The organism is uncultured Sphingomonas sp. (assembly GCF_946477935.1).
Classification (GTDB): Bacteria; Pseudomonadota; Alphaproteobacteria; order Sphingomonadales; family Sphingomonadaceae; genus Sphingomonas.
Window position 1 is genome coordinate 1 of sequence record NZ_CAMLAC010000060.1, and the last position, 18,097, is coordinate 18,097.

16 protein-coding genes are annotated in these 18,097 nt (G+C 64.6%); 8 read left to right on the forward strand and 8 right to left on the reverse strand.

Annotated elements, in window-relative coordinates; translation table 11 throughout:
* The coding region (locus Q0U08_RS08600; RefSeq protein WP_298090960.1) for a glycosyltransferase family A protein at positions 1 to 989 on the forward strand (989 nt) is incomplete at its 5' end.
* Here the strand turns inward: Q0U08_RS08600 and Q0U08_RS08605 are convergent.
* On the reverse strand, positions 935 to 1,642 hold the full coding sequence (locus tag Q0U08_RS08605) for a murein L,D-transpeptidase catalytic domain family protein (protein ID WP_298090961.1): 708 nt from the start codon (positions 1,640 to 1,642) through the stop codon (positions 935 to 937). The two genes, Q0U08_RS08600 and Q0U08_RS08605, sit on opposite strands and share 55 nt — an antisense overlap.
* Before the next feature lie 198 nt (positions 1,643 to 1,840).
* On the opposite strand from Q0U08_RS08605, the gene Q0U08_RS08610 reads away from it, so the two are divergent.
* Positions 1,841 to 2,431: a L,D-transpeptidase family protein gene (locus Q0U08_RS08610; RefSeq protein WP_298090962.1), complete on the forward strand. Its 591-nt coding sequence runs from the start codon at positions 1,841 to 1,843 to the stop codon at positions 2,429 to 2,431.
* A 9-nt stretch (positions 2,432 to 2,440) separates the two neighbouring features.
* Here the strand turns inward: Q0U08_RS08610 and Q0U08_RS08615 are convergent, their stop codons facing one another.
* Positions 2,441 to 3,070, reverse strand: a complete 630-nt coding sequence (locus Q0U08_RS08615; RefSeq protein ID WP_298090963.1) for an HAD-IA family hydrolase — start codon at positions 3,068 to 3,070, stop codon at positions 2,441 to 2,443.
* A 26-nt stretch (positions 3,071 to 3,096) separates the two neighbouring features.
* On the reverse strand, positions 3,097 to 3,222 hold the full coding sequence (gene ykgO / locus Q0U08_RS08620; RefSeq protein WP_003046794.1) for a type B 50S ribosomal protein L36: 126 nt from the start codon (positions 3,220 to 3,222) through the stop codon (positions 3,097 to 3,099).
* Positions 3,223 to 3,368: 146 nt separating this feature from the next.
* Here ykgO and Q0U08_RS08625 point away from each other — a divergent pair, with 146 nt between their 5' ends.
* The 5 genes from Q0U08_RS08625 (at position 3,369) to Q0U08_RS08645 (ending at position 7,544) form a co-directional block, all read left to right on the forward strand.
* Positions 3,369 to 3,977: a DUF4136 domain-containing protein gene (locus Q0U08_RS08625; RefSeq protein ID WP_298090964.1), complete on the forward strand. Its 609-nt coding sequence runs from the start codon at positions 3,369 to 3,371 to the stop codon at positions 3,975 to 3,977.
* Positions 3,974 to 5,083, forward strand: a complete 1,110-nt coding sequence (locus tag Q0U08_RS08630; RefSeq protein WP_298090965.1) for a M14-type cytosolic carboxypeptidase — start codon at positions 3,974 to 3,976, stop codon at positions 5,081 to 5,083. The genes Q0U08_RS08625 and Q0U08_RS08630 overlap by 4 nt, the downstream gene beginning before the upstream one ends.
* A gap of 58 nt (positions 5,084 to 5,141) precedes the next feature.
* Positions 5,142 to 5,828, forward strand: coding sequence for a 2,3-diphosphoglycerate-dependent phosphoglycerate mutase (gpmA, locus tag Q0U08_RS08635; RefSeq protein ID WP_298090967.1), 687 nt, complete (start codon positions 5,142 to 5,144; stop codon positions 5,826 to 5,828).
* Between the two features lie 175 nt (positions 5,829 to 6,003).
* A complete protein-coding gene (purE, locus tag Q0U08_RS08640; protein WP_298090969.1) occupies positions 6,004 to 6,480 on the forward strand; it encodes a 5-(carboxyamino)imidazole ribonucleotide mutase in 477 nt (158 codons plus the stop codon).
* On the forward strand, positions 6,477 to 7,544 hold the full coding sequence (locus Q0U08_RS08645; RefSeq protein WP_298090971.1) for a 5-(carboxyamino)imidazole ribonucleotide synthase: 1,068 nt from the start codon (positions 6,477 to 6,479) through the stop codon (positions 7,542 to 7,544). The genes purE and Q0U08_RS08645 overlap by 4 nt, the downstream gene beginning before the upstream one ends.
* A gap of 22 nt (positions 7,545 to 7,566) precedes the next feature.
* On the opposite strand, the gene Q0U08_RS08650 is transcribed toward Q0U08_RS08645, so the two are convergent.
* From Q0U08_RS08650 to Q0U08_RS08660, 3 genes are all read right to left on the reverse strand, one after another.
* Positions 7,567 to 7,887, reverse strand: coding sequence for a TonB family protein (locus tag Q0U08_RS08650; protein ID WP_298090973.1), 321 nt, complete (start codon positions 7,885 to 7,887; stop codon positions 7,567 to 7,569).
* A 627-nt stretch (positions 7,888 to 8,514) separates the two neighbouring features.
* Positions 8,515 to 8,814, reverse strand: coding sequence for a hypothetical protein (locus Q0U08_RS08655; protein ID WP_112383847.1), 300 nt, complete (start codon positions 8,812 to 8,814; stop codon positions 8,515 to 8,517).
* Between the two features lie 13 nt (positions 8,815 to 8,827).
* Positions 8,828 to 11,668, reverse strand: a complete 2,841-nt coding sequence (locus Q0U08_RS08660; RefSeq protein ID WP_298090975.1) for a pitrilysin family protein — start codon at positions 11,666 to 11,668, stop codon at positions 8,828 to 8,830.
* Between the two features lie 149 nt (positions 11,669 to 11,817).
* Here Q0U08_RS08660 and clpB point away from each other — a divergent pair, with 149 nt between their 5' ends.
* Positions 11,818 to 14,397 carry an ATP-dependent chaperone ClpB gene (gene clpB, locus Q0U08_RS08665; protein ID WP_298090977.1) on the forward strand — a complete coding sequence of 860 codons (2,580 nt, stop codon included), beginning with the start codon at positions 11,818 to 11,820 and terminating at the stop codon, positions 14,395 to 14,397.
* Positions 14,398 to 14,457: 60 nt separating this feature from the next.
* Here the strand turns inward: clpB and Q0U08_RS08670 are convergent, their stop codons facing one another.
* Positions 14,458 to 17,655, reverse strand: coding sequence for a TonB-dependent receptor (locus tag Q0U08_RS08670; RefSeq protein WP_298090978.1), 3,198 nt, complete (start codon positions 17,653 to 17,655; stop codon positions 14,458 to 14,460).
* A gap of 233 nt (positions 17,656 to 17,888) precedes the next feature.
* Positions 17,889 to 18,097 (reverse strand): MBL fold metallo-hydrolase RNA specificity domain-containing protein (locus tag Q0U08_RS08675; RefSeq protein WP_298090979.1); only part of this gene is annotated, 209 nt, incomplete at its 5' end.

Sequence of the window (18,097 nt, forward strand, 5' to 3'; positions counted from 1 at the left end):
GTTCCACTGACGGTACCCGCGATCTCGTCGCGTCGTGGCCGGACGCGCGCGTCCGCCTGATCGCGCTGGATGCCAATGGCGGCCCGGTGCGCGCGCGCAACCGCGCCGTGGCGGAGGCACGCGGGCGCTATCTCGCCGCGCTCGATCAGGACGATCTGTGCCGCCCGGATCGCTTCGCGCAGCAGGTCGCCTATCTGGATGCGCACCCCGATGTCGCGCTGCTCGGCACCAATGTCGATTTCCTGCGCGGCCGCAGCATCCGCCCTTCCGGCTATAGCGTGCACACCACGCCCGCGCTGCTCGACTGGCTGGTCCGTATCGGCAATCCGCTCGCCTGGTCGTCGGTGATGGTCCGCACCAGCGCTGCGCGCATGCTCGATCCCTTCACCCGCCCCGACATCCTCTATGCCGAGGATTTCGACCTGTATCACCGCATCCGCCCGCATGGCCGCGTCGCCCGGCTCGATACGCCGCTGTTGCTCTATCGCCAGCATGCCGGCGGTGCGTCACAGCGCTATACCGCGACGATGGAGGAGAGCGCCACGCGCGTCCTGGCCGATGCCTACGCGCCGGTGTTCGCCCAAGAGGCGCCCGCACGCGCCGCGCTGATCGTCCGCCATCTGGTCGCGGGCCAGCCGCCAAGGGACCGTGCCGACCTCGCCGCGGTCGGCGACACGCTCACCCGGCTGCTCGCCGCCCACCGTGCGGATCATGCACCCGGGCCGGCCGACTGGCGCCTGATCAAATGGGAAACCGCACGCCGCTGGGCGCAGGTGGGGCGGGCCGGCCTCCGATCGGGTGCCTTGACGCTGGCCGATCTGGTCGCGACGCGCCCGGCGCATCTGGGGCTCGGCTATGCCGGGCCGGAGACGTTGTTATGGTCCGGGATGATCGGCGGCGCGCGGCGCACCGCCGCCCGCCGCCGCACGCTCGGTCAGGCCTTGGCGGCGAAGATCATCCGGCCAGTGCCCAGTCGCGCAAAGACCTGATCCAGATCGCGCTCGCCCACCGCGAAGCAGCCCTGGCTGCGTCCCAGCACGCCGCGGCCCTTCAATACGTCCTTGTTGGCGTACCAGGCCGAATGCACCACGATCGCGCGGCCCATCGCATTGTTGTTGGTCGGGTCCATGCCCACCAGCCGCTGCGACCGGCCATGCTTGCCGGTATAATAGCTGTCGGTCAGGAAGGCGCCTTCCGACGACGCATTCGATCCGAACGCGTTGGAAAAGCGCTGGAGATATCCGGTATGGGCCGGGTCGGAGCCGCTGCCGTGCGCCACCAGCAGCGAGCTGGACTGGCCGCTGACCAGATCGATGAAGTGGAACCGCGGCTGCGACGAGGAGGCGGCGAAGTCCACCACCGCGATCCGGTCGCGATGCGTGATGCGGCTGCCATGCTGCTGCATCGCCGCCATGGCCCGCCGGAACAGGTCCGGGCGCACGACGCGCGGGCTGGTCGCCACCGCCTGCGCCGGTACGCGCGCTGCCGGCACCGGCGGCTGCTTCACCGGCTTCAGGTCGCGCGCAGTCAGGCGCTGCGTGGCGGAAACCGCGCTGGGGATGGCCAGCGCCCCGGCCAGAACCAGGCCGTTCTTCAGGATGGCACGGCGTCCATGCGCCGCGTCGTCATGATTGTACGTCAATGTCTTTTAGCCCCGTGGATCAAACCCGCTGAAGCCTATTTACAGGAAAGACGGTTAATTTTCGCCCGCTTTTCTGCCGTTTTCCGCGTATGTTCCGGTCATCCGCCGCGCTTCGCACACGCCTTGTCGTTGAACCGCTCCGGCACGTTTTCCGTTTACGCGCGTTAAGCAGGTTAGAACTTGCCAAGGATGAGGGACATGAACCGACTCGCTGTCGCAGCGCTGGCGTGTGCCGCCGCGTTCGCCACCGTATCTCCGGCGCACGCTTCCGAGGACGCTACCATAGCCATCGCGCAAGCGGCGGCGGGATTGGCGCCCAACAAATATATCTGGAACGATCCGGGCACGCCCGAAGCACTCACTGTGGTCGTATCCTTGCCAGAGCAGCGCGCCTATGTCTACCGCGGATCGATGATGGTCGCCGCCGCGACGATTTCTTCGGGCAAGGATGGCAAGGACACGCCGGTCGGCGTCTTCCCGATCCTGCAAAAGCGCGAGGTGCACCGCTCCAACCTGTATAATGATGCGCCCATGCCGTTCATGCAGCGGCTGACTTGGGACGGCGTGGCGCTGCATGCCGGCCGCAATCCGGGCTTTCCTGATTCGCATGGCTGCATCCGCCTGCCCGCCGGTTTCGCCAAGAAGCTGTTCGCGGTGACGCAGGTCGGCTCCAATGTCGTGGTCACCGATCAGGTCGTCGCCGGTGAGCCGCTCGATGCCTCGCTGCTGGTCGAGGCGGATGCCGCCCGCGCCAATCAGGAGCAACTGGCGATGATCGACGCGCAGTAACAGCGCGGATCAGGCAGCGACGGGCAAGCCCAGCGCGGCCAGTTGCGGTCGCAGCACGGCGATGTCGGTGAAGTGCAGCGCGACGATCCCCATCGCGGATGCCGCCGCGATATTGGCGGCATTGTCGTCGATGAACACCGCCTCGCCGGGCTGCAGCCCGAACCGGTCGAGCGCGAGGCGGTAGATCGCCGGATCGGGTTTCACCAGCTTCTCGTCGCCCGACACCACCACGTCACGGAACCGGTCGAAGATCGCCGCTTCGCGCGCGCGGAACGGCGGCCAGAATTCATGGCTGAAATTGGTGATCGCGAACAACGGCACGCCGGCGGCGTCCAGCTCCTCGACCAGCGCGTGCATGCCCGGCATCGGGTCGCCGATGCTTTCCAGGAAGCGCGGGCCCCAATGGCCGATCAGGTCGCGATGCTGCGGGAAACGCGCGATCAGCTCCGCCGAGGTGTCGGCGAAATCACGGCCGGCGTCATGCTGGAAATGCCAGTCATGCGTCAGCACATCGGCCAGAAACGCATCGAGCGCCCGATCGTCTTCGATCAGGCGCCGATACAGGAACCGTGGGTCCCAGTCGTACAGGACGCGACCGACGTCAAAGATGACGGCGGTCGGCTGTTCAGCGGACTGCACGGACGAACCCGTCCAGTCGGCCCGAATCAGCCCTGGCGCGCCTTGAAGCGACGGTTGGTCTTGTTGATGACGTAGGTGCGGCCGCGACGACGGATCACGCGGTTGTCCCGGTGACGATCCTTGAGCGACTTCAGGGAATTGCGGATCTTCATGATCGATTCGCTTCTTTTCGAATGAATGAGTGTCTGGAAAGTGCCGCCGCCTAGTGGGCCGCCGCGCGCAAGTCAAGGTTGGCGACGGACCTCTCCGTCCATCTCGGGCGTTGCCTATCCGTAACGTCTTGCCGCAAGGTGCTCCCATGATCGCACGCCCGCTCCTTCTCGCCGCCGCCTTGTCCGGCCTCGCCGCCTGCACCACCACCGGCCGCTCCGCGCCTGCGGAGGTCATCCGCTACCACCTTGGCGAGCCGATCCCGCGCGGCACCATCGCGGTCGAACCCCTCTCCCCCACCGGCCCCGCCTCGATCGAATTCAAGACCTACGCCGCGGCCGTGGAAACTGAGTTGTTGCGCAACGGCTATACCACGGCGCCGCCCGGTGCGCAGCCGCAGTTGATCGCCGTTGTCGCCTTCACGCGCGCCAACCATGTCGGCCCGCCGCGCCAGTCCCCCGTCTCCATCGGCCTCGGCGGCGGCGGCTTCTCCGGCGGACGCGGCGGCGGCGTAGGTCTCGGCGGCGGCCTCAGCTTCCCCCTCGGCTCCTCCCGCGGACAGGACATCGTCACCACCGAACTCACCGTCACCATCAAACGCCGCGCCGATCAGTCCCCCGTCTGGGAAGGCAGCTCCCGCACCTATGCCGACGCACGTGCGGCAGACGCCACCGCCTCCAGCCAGGCCACAAAGCTCGCCAGCGCGCTGTTCACTGGGTTCCCCGGCGAGTCCGGCCGCACTATCGAGGTGAAATGAGCATCACCATCAACGCCGGGTTCGACGGCGGCAACATCCGCGTTACCGGAATCGAGGGCGACACGGTCGACCTGGAGATCGCACAGGATCACCAGTCGGACTTCTATCAATGGTTCTTCTTCCGCGTCGCCGGGGCGCGCGGACGGACGCTGACCTTTCGTATCACCAATGCGGGCGGATCGGCCTATCCGTTCGGCTGGCCCGGCTATGCGGTCCGCGCCAGCACGGATCGACGCGATTGGTGGATGACGCCGACCCGCTACGCCGATGGCGTGCTGGAATGGCAGTGGACCGGCGACGGCGAACTCGTCTGGTTCGCCTATTTCGAGCCCTATACGACCGACATGCACGATGCGCTGGTCGCCCGCACGGCGGCGAAGCCCGGCGTCACCCACATCGAACTCGGCCAGTCGCTCGACGGGCAGGCGATCGATTATTTCCGCATCGGCACCGGTGCGAAACAGGTGTGGCTCTACGCCCGCCAGCATCCCGGCGAATCGATGGCGGAATGGTGGATGGACGGCGCGCTCGACTGGCTGACCAGCCCCGCGGCCGACGCCCTGCTCGCCCGTGCGACCGTTCATGTCGTGCCCAACATGAACCCGGACGGCACCCGCCGCGGCCATTTGCGCACCAACGCGGCGGGCGTGAACCTCAACCGCGAATGGCACGCCCCCTCGCCCGACCGCAGTCCGGAAGTGCTGTGCGTCCGCAACCGGATGGATGAAACCGGCGTCGACTTCGCGATCGACGTGCACGGGGACGAGGCGATCCCGGCGAACTTCATTGCCGGGTTCGAGGGAATTCCGAGCTGGACCGAGGCACAGGGCGACAAATTCTATGAATATGGCCGGCGACTGGCCGCCCATACGCCCGATTTCCAGACGGAACGTGGTTATGCAAAGGCCGCGCCCGGCAATGCGAACCTGTCGATGTCGACCAACCAGTTGGCGGAGCGGTTCGGCGCGGTTTCGGTTACGCTGGAAATGCCGTTCAAGGATCACGATCCCAATCCGGACGCACGCCATGGCTGGTCCGGCGCACGCTCCGCCGGATTGGCCGTCGCCTGTCTGGAAACGCTGGCCGGGATGATCGACGAGATCTGATCCGGCCGCCCCGGCCTATCGGGGCCACCGAACACCTGACACAAAAGGGGAAACATCCATGCCCACGCTCGTCCTGATCCGCCACGGCCAGTCCGCCTGGAACCTGGAAAACCGCTTCACCGGCTGGTGGGATGTGGATGTCACGGCGCAGGGCGCGGCGGAGGCACGCGCCGCCGGCGCGCTGATGGCCGACAAAGGGCTGGATTTCGACCTGACCTTTACCAGCCTGCAGACCCGCGCGATCAAGACGCTCAATCTCGCGCTGGAGACCATGGGTCGCCTGTGGTTGCCGACCGAGAAGCACTGGCGCCTGAACGAGCGTCACTATGGTGGCCTGACCGGGCTCGACAAGGCGGAGACGGCTGCCAAGCATGGCGAGGACCAGGTGAAAATCTGGCGCCGCAGCTTCGACGTGCCGCCCCCCGCTTCGGAACCCGGTGGCGAGTTCGACATGACCAACGACCGCCGCTACGCCGATATCGACATTCCCGTGGCCGAAAGCCTGAAGGATACGATCAACCGCGTGCTGCCTTATTGGGACGGCCGCATCGCGCCCGCGCTGAGGGAAGGCAACCGCGTCCTCATCTCCGCGCACGGCAATTCGCTACGCGCGCTGGTGAAGCACCTATCGAACATTCCCGACGACGAGATCACCGGCTTGGAAATTCCAACCGGCCAGCCGATCGTCTATGAACTGGACGACGACCTGACCCCGCGCGAGCGCTATTATCTGTCGGAGCGCTGATCGCCTGACGTCCCATCCTCTCGGGTGAGAGGATGGCGGGTCGCCGGGCAGCCGGTTATCGCCTGTCTGCTCGGCACCGCATCAGCCGATACGCACCTGTCTTGCCCCCATTCCTCCATGCCGCTAGTCACCCCGCTTCGCGACACCGGCAGTTGAACGGGACAGGCAGACGAACATGGCGCTGGTCGGCATCATCATGGGCTCCACTTCCGACTGGGAGACGATGCGCCACGCGAGCGAAACGCTCGATGCGCTTGGCATCGCGCACGAGACAAAAGTCGTGTCCGCGCATCGCACGCCCCAGCGTCTGTATGATTACGCCACCGGCGCTGCTGACCGGGGCTTGCAGGTCATCATTGCCGGTGCCGGCGGGGCGGCGCATCTGCCCGGCATGGCCGCGTCGATGACGCACCTGCCGGTGCTTGGCGTGCCCGTAGAATCCAAGGCGCTCAAGGGCATGGATAGCCTGCTCTCGATCGTGCAGATGCCCGGCGGCATTCCCGTCGGCACCCTGGCGATCGGCAAGGCCGGCGCGATCAACGCCGGTCTCCTCGCCGCCTCCATCCTCGCCCTGTCCGACGACGGCCTGACGGCACGGCTTCAGGACTGGCGCGCCCGCCAGACCGACAGCGTCGCGATCGACCCGCAATGATCGACGGCGCCCTCCCACCTGGCAGCACGATCGGCATTCTCGGCGGCGGCCAGCTCGGGCGGATGCTCGCGGTTGCAGCAGCGCAGCTCGGCTACCGCACGCATGTGCTGGCGCCCGACCGTGAAAGCGTCGCGGCGCAGACCGCGTCCAGCCTGACACGCGCCGATTATCACAACCGCATCGTTCTCGCCGACTTCGCCGCGGCGTGTGACGTCGTCACCTACGAGTTCGAGAATATCGACGTCACACCCGTCGAGTGGCTGGCCGAGCGCGTGCCCGTCCACCCCCATCCGCGCGCGCTGCGCGTCGCGCAGGACCGCATTGCCGAAAAGCGTTTCGTCGATGGCATCGGCGGCCGCCCCGCCCCCTGGGCGCAGGTCGACAGCCGCGAAGATCTTCACGCGGCGCTCGACCGAATCGGCTGCCCTGCAATCCTGAAAACCACGCGCTTCGGCTATGACGGCAAGGGGCAGGCGGTGATCCGCAAGCCCGAAGACGCGGATACGGTGTGGGAGGCGATCGGCGGCCCGGCGGTACTTGAAGGCTTCGTCACCTTCAGCCACGAATTTTCGATCCTGATCGCGCGCGGTCATGACGGTGCGACGGTTCGCTATGATCCGCCGCACAATGTTCACCGCGACGCGATCCTGCGGACCTCGACGCTGCCCGCCCCGCCCGAGATCCTCGCCCAAACCGAAGAAGCGACCGCGCTCGCCTGTCGGATCGCCGCCGAGCTGGACTATGTCGGCGTCCTCGCCTGCGAGTTCTTCGCCACGAAAAACGGTCCCGTGTTCAACGAGATGGCTCCTCGCGTTCACAATTCCGGCCATTGGACGATCGAGGGCGCGCAGATATCCCAGTTCGAAAATCACATTCGTGCCATCTGTGGCTTGCCGCTCGGCAGCACTGCGCTGGCGGGTGCCCGGGTGTCGATGGAAAATCTGATCGGCGACGATAGCTGGCACCCCTCGCTTACCGAAGCCGGTGCCCACCTTCACCTTTACGGCAAAGGCACCGCCCGCCCAGGCCGCAAGATGGGCCACATCACCCGCGTTCTGCGGTAGAGCGGTTCCTGCCCGCTTTGTCTCATCCTGCAGGGTCCCGGGGCAGGCCGTAAAACGCGGGCGGTTCGAAGATGACCGGAATGGTCAATGGGATGTCGACTACCTCGCGCGCGCGCATGACCGGCTTGAGCCGGAACAGGTGAATCATCTGCAAGGCCGCCTTGCCGAAGCCTACACCCTGCGGATACTCTTCGGCCACCACGCAGCGTCTGGGTGGCCCCGGTCGTGGTACGATGCACGCCAGCACCACCCGGCCGCTCAGTCGGTTCTTGATCGCCTGCCGCGGCCAATATGGCTCCATCTCACGCCTGCTCGGCATGACGATCCAGGCGGCGCGCTTCAATCCCTCGCCCGGCCCCGATCCGTCCTTTCCTATTCCCCCTGTCCCCGACCCATGCCCACCACCGGCTCCTGTCCCGGTGCCACCCTGCCCCGATCCACTCGCTGGCAGGTCCGTCATGCCAGCGGATGCGGCCGTTCCTGCCGCGACAGGCAGATCGGCGAAGATCGGAGCGGCAGGCGTCAAAAGGGTCGGCAGCATGGGTGCTTCCGGCCCATGCGGCGGCGGGGCGGCGGTTTGCGGCAGTGATTGCGGCGCGGGTCGCGGTGCGCCGCTATCGGCAGGCACTGTCTTGTTGGGACGGAGTGACGGAGGCGCAGTCAGCTCAGGTCGCGGCGGGTGGGCCGGGGGTGGCAAGGCTATGTCGAACACTGCCAGCGCGGGCGTAATGGTGGACGAAGATTGCGGCGGATGCGGCCACGATATCAGCATCAGCAACGCCCCATGCACCATCAGCGTGCCGATCAGCGCGGCCGGCCGCCTTTCATGCTCCCTCGTCCCGTACGCGCCCATGATGCGCCGTCTCCCTGTATGGGAGGATCGCTGCGCCCGGCTACCGCGTCAAATGAAAAGGGCAGCCCACAGCATCGCCGCGGACTGCCCTTTCGCGCCGTCATGACGCCGCCAACCTCAGGCCTGGCGGGTGCCCGAAAGCGGAAAGCTGCCAAACGCGCCTGCACCGACCGAGCCGGTCAGCGTGTCCCCATCAGCCGTAGCCTCGCAATCCAGCGTCATTGGCATGGGCACTGTGATCGACATCTTCCACGTAATCGTGTTGCCGTTCGCCTCGCCCTGCACATCCGCGCTGCCCATGGCGCCACTGCTGGTGCCCGTGAAGCTGCCGCCATCCGTCTGGACGGTCATGGTCATGTTCTGGTCGCCCAGCGGGGATTTGACAGTGCAGTCCCAGGTGCCGTCGATCTCGGCCATATGCATACTCTCCTTACTTGGCCGCAGCGGCGGGTGCCGCAGCGGCCGCACCTGCCACCGATGCGGCGGGCACGGTCTCGACCGGAAGGCCAAGTCCGTCAAGCTGAGGACGGACCGTCTTCGCGTCTCCCACCACAACCCAGATCGTGCGCTTGGGGTCCAGCGCGGACTGGATCGCGCCGTTCAACTGATCACGCGTCATGCCCCGATAGCGTGCCGCCAGCGTCGCCTGATAATTGTCCGGCCGCTTGTACAGGTCGTTGGACTGCATTGCTCCAAGCACCGCGTCCGACGTCTCGTAACTTCCCGGCAGCGCGTTGATCCCGCCGTTGATCGCCCGGTCGAACTCCTCCTGCGTCATCGGTTGCTTGCTCAGGAACGCCGCCACGTCCTCACGCGCCGACGCCAGCGACGGCCCCGTCTTGTCCGCCTGCACCGGCGCGCTGATGATGTAGGGCGCCGCCTCCGCCGCGGTCTGGAAGCCGCCCCGCGCGCCATAGGACCAATGCTTGGTTTCGCGCAGGTCCATGTTGATCCGGCTCAGGAAGCTGCCGCCCAGCGCGTCGTTCGCGGTGTTGATCGGCAACATGTCCTCGGTGCCCTTAACGCCGGTCGGAATCGCGCCAACCACCATCGATTGTGGGCTGTCGGGCCGATCGACCAAGAGGATCTTTGGCTGTGCCGGAGTCATCCCGACCGAGAAATTCTTCGTGCCGGCCTGTCCGGTGCCGCGCCAGTCGCCGAACTCCGTATCCAGCGCCGCCTTCACCTCGGCCAGCGGACGATCACTGACCACGAACAGCTTGGCCTTGTCGGGGCGCAGCCAGGCCTGCTGGAATGCCACCAGATCGGCACGGGTCAGTGCCACGACCGCCTTCGGATCGCCACCGCCCTGCGCCTTGGCATAAGGATAGGCTGGACCATAGACGAGCGGCGGTACGACGCGCCCGACCAGGCCGCCGGGGCTGGTCAGTTCCTGCGCGATCCCCGCCAGTGCCTGCTGCTTCACGCGCGCCAACTCGGTTTCCGAAAAGGTCGGCTCGCGCGCGATCTTGGCGAACAGGTCGAGCGCGGGGACCAGGTTGGCGCTGGGCACCTGCAGGTTCAGCGTCGTGCGATCCGCGCTGCTCCCGCTGCCGATCGAGGCACCCAGCCGTTCCTTGGCCTCCGCCAGCTGGATCGAATCGAGTCCGGCAGCGCCCTCGTCCATCATCGCCAGGGTCAGACCCTGCGTGCCCAGCTTGTCGGCGACGTCCGCGGCGGTGCCCGCATCGAACGACAAGGCGACCTGCGTCACCGGCACGGCGCTGCGCTGCGCATAGACCAGTTCGATCCCGTTCCTAAGCTTCGCGCGCTGAACCGTGGGGAAGCTCAGCCCCTTGACCGTGCCTACCGCAGGAATGGCGCCGCGCGTGCCCCTGACCGGCGTTTCTGCCGCCGGGGCGACTTCGGCGCGCGGCGGTACCTTTGCCTCCTCATACGCATCGCGCGGGCCCTGCTCCACGGTCAGGGCATAGGCCGGGCGGCTCAGCCACTTGTCGGCCGCGGCCTTTACGCTGGCGGGCGTCTGCGCAGCCAGTGCCGCCAGTTCCTTCTTGTAGAAGCCGGGATCGTTGTAGAACAATGCACCCTGCGCCAGCGCCACCGCCTTGCCACCGAAGCCGCCGACCGACTCCAGGCCGCGGATCGTGCCTGCCGCCTGCGTCGTGACGACGCGGTTCACTTCGTCCGCGGTCGGTCCGTTCTTCAGGAAGTCGGCCAGGATCGCATCGATCCGCCGATTGACCAGCGCCGGGTCCACGCCCGGCCGCACGATCGCGCGGATGCCGAACGTGCCCACCTGCGCGCCGGTGCTGGCATAAGCAGATACGTTGACCGCCAGCTTCTCCTTCTTGACCAGCGCATTGTCGAGCCGGCTGGAAGCCAGCCCGCCCAGCACCGCGCCGGCGACGTCCAGCGCGGCGGCATCGGGATCGTTGCCGCCGGGGATTGCCCAGTAGCGGCTGACCATCACCGCCGCCACGCGGTCCTTGATCGTTTCCGCCTTGGGTGCGGGCAACGTCGGCACGGGCGCGGGTCGCGTCACCGTTTCCGGGCCGGCCTTGATGGCGCCGAAATACTTCTCGACCAGCGGCTTGGCCGTGGCGGCATCGATATCGCCGGCCAGCACCAGCACCGCATTGTTCGGCCCGTAGTGATTGCGGAACCAGTTCTTCACCGTGGCCAGGCTCGCCGCGTCCAGATCGGCCATCGACCCGATCGTGTCATGACCATAAGGGTGATCGGCGGGGAACAGCCCCTCGGTCACCTTGTACCGCGTCAGGCCATAGGGCTGATTGTCGCCCTGTCGCTTTTCGTTCTGGACGACGCCGCGCTGCTCGTCGAGCTTGGCTTGCGTGATCGCGCCGAGCAGATAGCCCATGCGATCCGATTCGAGGAACAGCGCACGCTCCAGCCCCGCAGTCGGCACCGTCTCGAAATAATTGGTGCGGTCGAGGTTCGTCGTACCGTTGAAGTCGGTCGCCCCCACCTGCTTCAGCGGCTCGAAGAAATCGCCCGGCGCGTTTTCGCTGCCGTTAAACATCAGATGTTCGAACAGGTGCGCAAAGCCCGTCGAGCCTTTGGGTTCATGCTTCGCGCCGACATCATACCATACGCTGACCGCGACGATCGGCGCCTTGCGATCCGTGTGAACGATCACGCGCAATCCATTGGGCAGCGTGAACTGCTGGTATGGAATATTGACCTGGTTGACGAGCGTGGCGGCGGGAACGGGCTTGGCCGTCTGTGCGGCGACAGGTGCGCCCAGCGCGATGAGAGCGGCGCCGCTGAGCGCAAGAACCTTGACGTGCATGAACTTCCCCGGATCTGGTGTCCTGTGTGACTATATCGGCATGTTTGAAGGGTGCAACGGGATGCTCAGACAAATTTCAGTGCTGAAAACCACTCTTGTGTTGCCCATCAGCAACACCATCTGACACCCAAGAGATACAGGGATACCAGATGAACCTCGATAAATTCACCGACCGAGCGAAAGGCTTCCTGCAAGCTGCACAAACCGTCGCGATCCGCCTGGGCCATCAGCGGATCGGCAGCGAACATTTGCTGAAAGCGCTGATCGAAGACGAACAAGGCATGGCAACCGGTCTGATCCAGGCGGCAGGCGGCGATGCGCGCCGCGTTTCGACAGAGACGGACGCGGCCTTGGCCAAGATTCCCGCCGTCAGCGGGTCGGGCGCGCAAGGATCACCTGGGCTCGACAATGATCTCGTCCGCGTTCTCGACCAGGCTGAGCAAGTGGCGCAAAAGGCCGGCGACAGCTTCGTCACGGTGGAACGACTTCTGCTCGCCCTTACCTTGGCCGGCGCGACGCCTGCCGGCAAGGCGCTGGCGGCCGGTGGTGTCCGCCCGGATGCCCTGAACGGGGCGATCAATGAACTGCGTCAGGGGCGTACGGCCGATACCGCAGGTGCCGAGGACCGCTATGACGCGCTGAAGAAGTTCGCACGCGATCTGACGCAGGCTGCGCGCGACGGCAAGCTGGACCCGGTGATCGGCCGCGATGAGGAAATCCGCCGCACCATCCAGATCCTGGCGCGGCGCACCAAGAACAACCCGGCGTTGATCGGCGAACCCGGCGTCGGCAAGACGGCGATCGCCGAAGGCTTGGCACTGCGCATCGCCAATGGCGACGTGCCCGATACGCTGAAGGACCGTCGCCTCATGGCGCTCGACATGGGTGCACTGATCGCGGGGGCCAAATATCGCGGCGAGTTCGAGGAGCGGCTGAAGGGCGTGCTGGACGAGGTGAAAGCCGCCGAGGGCGACATCATCCTGTTCATTGACGAAATGCATACCCTGATCGGTGCGGGCAAATCCGAAGGGGCGATGGATGCCGGCAACCTGCTGAAGCCCGCGCTCGCCCGTGGCGAACTGCACTGCGTCGGTGCGACCACGCTGGATGAATATCGCAAATATGTCGAAAAGGATCCCGCACTCCAGCGGCGCTTCCAGCCGGTCTTCGTCGGCGAACCCACCGTGGAGGACACGATCAGCATCCTGCGCGGGCTGAAGGAGAAATACGAGCTTCACCACGGCGTACGCATCACTGACGGTGCGCTTGTATCCGCGGCGACGCTGTCGAACCGCTACATCACCGACCGCTTCCTGCCCGACAAGGCGATCGACCTGATGGACGAGGCCGCCAGTCGCATCCGCATGGAGGTGGAGTCGAAGCCCGAGGAGATCGAAACCCTCGATCGCCGCATCCTGCGCCTGAAGATCGAACGCGAGGGCCTGCGCCGCGAGACGGACGCCGCCTCGGTCGACCGGCTGGAGACGCTGGAGGGCGAGCTGGCGAATCTGGAACAGCAATCGGCCGAACTGACCGCGCGCTGGCAGGCCGAAAAGGACAAGATTGCGGGCGAGGCCAGGCTGAAGGAACAGCTCGATGCGGCGCGGCTGGAGCTGGAGCAGGCGCAGCGCCAGGGTGATCTCGCACGCGCGGGTGAACTGTCCTACGGCCGCATCCCGACGCTGGAGAAGCAACTGGCGGAGGCTGCGGCGACCACCAGGGGCGCGATGCTGCGCGAGGAGGTGACGGCGGATGATATCGCCGGCGTGGTCAGCCGCTGGACGGGGGTGCCGGTCGACCGGATGCTGGAGGGCGAGCGCGAGAAGCTGCTGAAGATGGAGGCGGTGCTGGGCAAGCGCGTGATCGGTCAGGCCGATGCGGTACGCGCGGTCTCCACCGCGGTGCGACGGGCGCGCGCCGGGTTGCAGGACCCGAACCGGCCGCTCGGCAGCTTCCTGTTCCTGGGACCGACGGGGGTCGGCAAGACCGAACTCACCAAGGCGCTCGCCGAGTTCCTGTTCGACGACGCCAGCGCGATGGTGCGCATCGACATGAGCGAGTTCATGGAGAAGCATGCCGTCGCCCGGCTGATCGGTGCGCCTCCCGGCTATGTCGGGTACGAGGAGGGCGGCGTGCTGACCGAGGCGGTACGACGCCGACCCTATCAGGTCGTGCTGTTCGACGAGGTGGAAAAGGCGCATGGCGACGTGTTCAACGTGCTGCTCCAAGTGCTCGACGACGGGCGCCTGACCGATGGTCAGGGCCGCACCGTCGATTTCTCGAATACGCTCATCATCCTGACCAGCAATCTGGGCAGCCAGTATCTGGCGAACCTGGAAGAAGGCCAGGATGTGGAAACCGTCGAGCCGCAGGTGATGGAGATCGTCCGCAGCCATTTCCGCCCGGAATTCCTCAACCGGCTGGACGAGGTGATCCTGTTCCACCGGCTGGGTCAGGCGCATATGGGCCCGATCGTCGACATCCAGATCAGCCGCGTCGGCAAGCTGCTTGCCGATCGCAAGGTGACGCTCGACCTGACGGACGCCGCCCGCGAATGGCTGGGTCGTGTGGGATATGATCCGGTTTACGGCGCAAGGCCGCTGAAGCGCGCGGTGCAGCGCTATTTGCAAGACCCGCTGGCAGAGGCGATCCTCCGTGGCGAGGTCAAGGACGGTGCGACCGTGGCGGTGGACGAAGGCGACGGCAAATTAGCGCTGACGGTGGCGTGACGAAAAAAGGGGCGACGCATCGCTGCGCCGCCCCTCTTTGTGTGCCCGTGGTGTGCGGGGTTAGAAGTTGAGGCCGAGCTGAAGGCGGACATAACGCGGCGACTGATACTGGATTGGGAAGCGATAATCACCGCGCGGTGCGCCGGTTGCCCCCTGCGTACCAAATTCGTTCAGATCCCGCTTGGACTTTTCGGCGAACAGATTGAACACGTCGATCCGGAACGTGGCATCGAAAGTATCGGCCGGCACCTTGAACTGGAAAGTCACGTCCGTGTTTGTCAACCAGTCGTTCTTGAAGGCGGTGCCGCGCCGAACCGGTTGCAGCGTGGCTTGCGACGTGGCGGCCGCCGGATTGGTTATGATTTCGCCGTTGATGACGTTGCAAAAATATCCCGCCGCGCCGTACTGACCCGCAAACGGGTCGACCCTGTTCGGCACGCGTCCGAGGCAGGCGTAGCGACGTGGCGACTGGGCGGTGAAGTTGCCGCCGAAGGTAAACCAGTCATTCACCCGGTACGAACCGAACGCCTTGAACTGATGGCGGTTGTCGTTGGGCAGATAGCCGTATGAACCGACAGTCAAACCCGGCTGGTCGAACGCCGTCGTCAGGCCCGAATCGGATTGCCCGTTATCGGAACGGACGCCGCCTTCGATGTTCCCGATATTCTTAGAGTAGGTGTAGTTGGCGTTTAGGCTCCACACACCGTCAAACTCACGTTCGACTAGCAGCGTCACCGCTTTGTAGGTCCGCTGAGCCTGGGGGTAGCCGAGTTGCGCCGCGGTGAAATTCACCGTCCGTGCCGTCCGCTCGCCGTTGACCGGATCGGAGAGCGTGATGGTAGAGGCGACCCCCGGATTGGCCAGCACATATTGGTGGAAGCCCGACCAGATGGGTTCTCCCCGCGAGTTGTTGCAGTTTAGATTGTTCTGGCGACAGTAGTTGTTGACGGCTGCATCAATGGCGATGTCCTCCAGCGACTCATTCAGCTTGCGATATACGCCAAAGGCACCGATCTTCCAATAACGGCCGATCCGCTGTTCATAACCGGCAACAAATTCGTCCATCGACTGCGACTTCAGATTGCGCGCCACCGTCGACTCGGTGGATGCGGCCACGCCGTCCGCATTGATCTGGCAATTTGCGACTCTGGCCGAAGCGCCCGGCGTGGCCCCGGGACAGGTCACGCCGCCAGTGAAGAGTAGCGGCGCCCCAAGGATCGGCGCATTGTTCGCGCCTACGCCGGCAACGCGGTAATAAGCGATATAGTCGAGTTCGGCACCTGCAAGGCGGACATTGGTGTTGGTCGGCACCGGCACATAGTAGCGGCCGAAAAAGCCGTAGACCTTCGTCCGCTGGTCACCGACCGGATCAAAGGCGACGCTGATCCGCGGCGCCCATTGATTGCCCGACTTGTAATAAGTGACACCGTTGACGTTATTGTTTTCGAAGCGATCGTTACGGATGCCGGCGGTGATGTTTAGGCGGTTGTTGAACGTCGACCAGGCGTCTTGCAAATAATATGCCTCGTTCCGGGACGTGAAGGTGCCGCCGGTGACGTAGGTACGGCCGCCGACATAGAGCGTGTTGGCGGGTGCATAAGTGTCGGGTACGTCGCGTGAGAACGCATAGGTCCAGAACACGTTACCGGTATAGTCCGTTTGCGCGACCGAGGTCAGGTTCTCGCGATCATAGCCGCCACGGAAGTGATGTTCGCCCAAGAGGTTGACATAGATGTCGGCGTCGCCGCGATAGAATTCCCGCTGGTCGGTGTTCGTCGCGATCGAAACCGACGGATTGCCGATCAGACGCGGGGTGAACTGGCCGCTATCGTCGGTGATGCCTGGATTAATGAGATCTGCAGGCTGATCGATGCCGCGGCTCTTGGTCTTGCCGTATGCACCGGACAGCGTGAGCCAGTTAGTAAACTGACCGGTATAGCGACCGACATAGCTTTCATTGCCACCCAGAAAAATCGACCGACCGGCAAAGCTGCCCGTCTTCGGTCCGGCGGGATCGACCCGGCTGTCATAGCCGCCTCCCTGCGCGTCGACGACGCTGTACCGCGTGGTCGTGCCGCGGTCATAGGTCCGAAAATAGGTGAATTCGAGCCGCTGGCCGTCGACGATCACCGCATCCACCTTGCCGCCATAGGAGGGCGAGTTGATGCGATACACGCTGCGGAACGTGCCAGTGCTGAACGGCGGCACCGCCTGCCGCCCCGTGATTGCTCCGGTCGCGTCGCGCAGGGTGATGACGGTGTTGGCGTTCGCGGTCAGCCCGGTATCTTCCGACTTGTAGCTGTTGGCCTGATAGAAGCCGTAGAAAAACAGGTGATCCTTAATGATCGGCCCCGACAGACTGAAGATCGCCTGCCTGGTTTCGCGCACATCATCACGGTTCCAAGCGTAGATCGTGTTCGGCTCATCTTCACGCAGATCGTCGGGAAGCCAGTTGAACAGCATGCCGCCATGGAATTCGTTCCCGCCCGATTTTGTAGTGGCGTTGACGAATGCGCCAGTAAAACGCCCGTATTCGGCGGGGATCGAGCCGAGCTTGGTTTCGATGGTGTTGTAGAATTCAAACGGTACCGACGCCGCGCCCAGACCGGTGCGCTGGTTGGTGATGTTCAACCCGTTAATAAAAAAGGCATTTTCGGAAACCGAGGATCCAGCGACGGAGGGCAGATTGCCGAACGCGCTGTCGCCGGCTGCGGCACCCGGCGTCAGCAGCACGACCGAGGTCAAGTCACGCTGCACCGGCACGCGGGTGGCAAGATCGGTAACGTCGATTACGGAGCCAACCGTGTTGCGGTCGAAATCTGCGACTTGGACACGGCCGGCTGTGACGACGATGTCGCCACCGCTGGCTCCCGCGGGTGCCAGGGTGAACTGATTGGCCGAGGCTGACTGGCTCAGATTGACACCGGAATCGGTGAACGTGTCGAAACCTTCCGCCTCGATCGTGAACGTGTAGCTGCCCTGTGGGATAGCCGCGATACGGAATGAGCCATCCTCATTCGTGGTTGCCCTTTGCCGAAAGCCTTGCGTGTTTGACGTAAGAGTGACCGTCGCGCCTACGATCGGCTTGCCGTCCGTACTTTGTACCCGGCCAGTAGCATTTACCTGCGTATAATCTTGCGCGGCTGCTGACGTGGCAGTGGTGGCCAATACGCCACCCGCACTCACCAGAGCCAATACGCCCAAGGCCGCGCTGCAGGAAAGAGACCGCCGCACACCTTGCAAATACCCATTATTCATGCACTTACCCCCAACCAACTGTTGTCAGTTATATCGACAACCTGCTTAGTTTAGCAGCTGCCTTGACTTAGTTGGCCTTGTTAATGCCTTTTCATTTCAAGATTGGGAGGGGGTAATTTTATTTACTTGCTGGTTTGTACGGTCATGTAACATTTCAGACACATGAAGTTAGATCACCTTCTAAAGGAAGATTTCAGCTTATCTATCTGATAATTATTGATTTAGCTGCTTCTTTAATCATCCTCATCCTCAAACCCCACCAGTGCCAGCGCCCGCGCCTTGATCTGCCGCGTCATGCACCAATGGACCAAGGCCTCCTCCCGGCCATGTGTCACCCACACCTCCTTTGGTGCGATCTCGGTCAGGGTGTCGGTCAGTTCGTCCCAGTCGGCGTGGTCGGAGAGGATGAGGGGGAGTTCGATGTTTTTCTGACGGGCACGTT

What these genes read in the sequence shown, in the direction of transcription:
- Q0U08_RS08610 (WP_298090962.1), top strand. Translation starts at nt 1,841, where the DNA reads ATGAACCGACTCGCTGTCGCAGCGCTGGCGTGTGCCGCCGCGTTCGCC.
- ykgO (WP_003046794.1), bottom strand. Translation starts at nt 3,222, where the DNA reads ATGAAGATCCGCAATTCCCTGAAGTCGCTCAAGGATCGTCACCGGGAC.
- Q0U08_RS08625 (WP_298090964.1), top strand. Translation starts at nt 3,369, where the DNA reads ATGATCGCACGCCCGCTCCTTCTCGCCGCCGCCTTGTCCGGCCTCGCC.
- Q0U08_RS08630 (WP_298090965.1), top strand. Translation starts at nt 3,974, where the DNA reads ATGAGCATCACCATCAACGCCGGGTTCGACGGCGGCAACATCCGCGTT.
- gpmA (WP_298090967.1), top strand. Translation starts at nt 5,142, where the DNA reads ATGCCCACGCTCGTCCTGATCCGCCACGGCCAGTCCGCCTGGAACCTG.
- purE (WP_298090969.1), top strand. Translation starts at nt 6,004, where the DNA reads ATGGCGCTGGTCGGCATCATCATGGGCTCCACTTCCGACTGGGAGACG.
- Q0U08_RS08645 (WP_298090971.1), top strand. Translation starts at nt 6,477, where the DNA reads ATGATCGACGGCGCCCTCCCACCTGGCAGCACGATCGGCATTCTCGGC.
- Q0U08_RS08655 (WP_112383847.1), bottom strand. Translation starts at nt 8,814, where the DNA reads ATGGCCGAGATCGACGGCACCTGGGACTGCACTGTCAAATCCCCGCTG.
- Q0U08_RS08660 (WP_298090975.1), bottom strand. Translation starts at nt 11,668, where the DNA reads ATGCACGTCAAGGTTCTTGCGCTCAGCGGCGCCGCTCTCATCGCGCTG.
- clpB (WP_298090977.1), top strand. Translation starts at nt 11,818, where the DNA reads ATGAACCTCGATAAATTCACCGACCGAGCGAAAGGCTTCCTGCAAGCT.
- Q0U08_RS08670 (WP_298090978.1), bottom strand. Translation starts at nt 17,655, where the DNA reads ATGAATAATGGGTATTTGCAAGGTGTGCGGCGGTCTCTTTCCTGCAGC.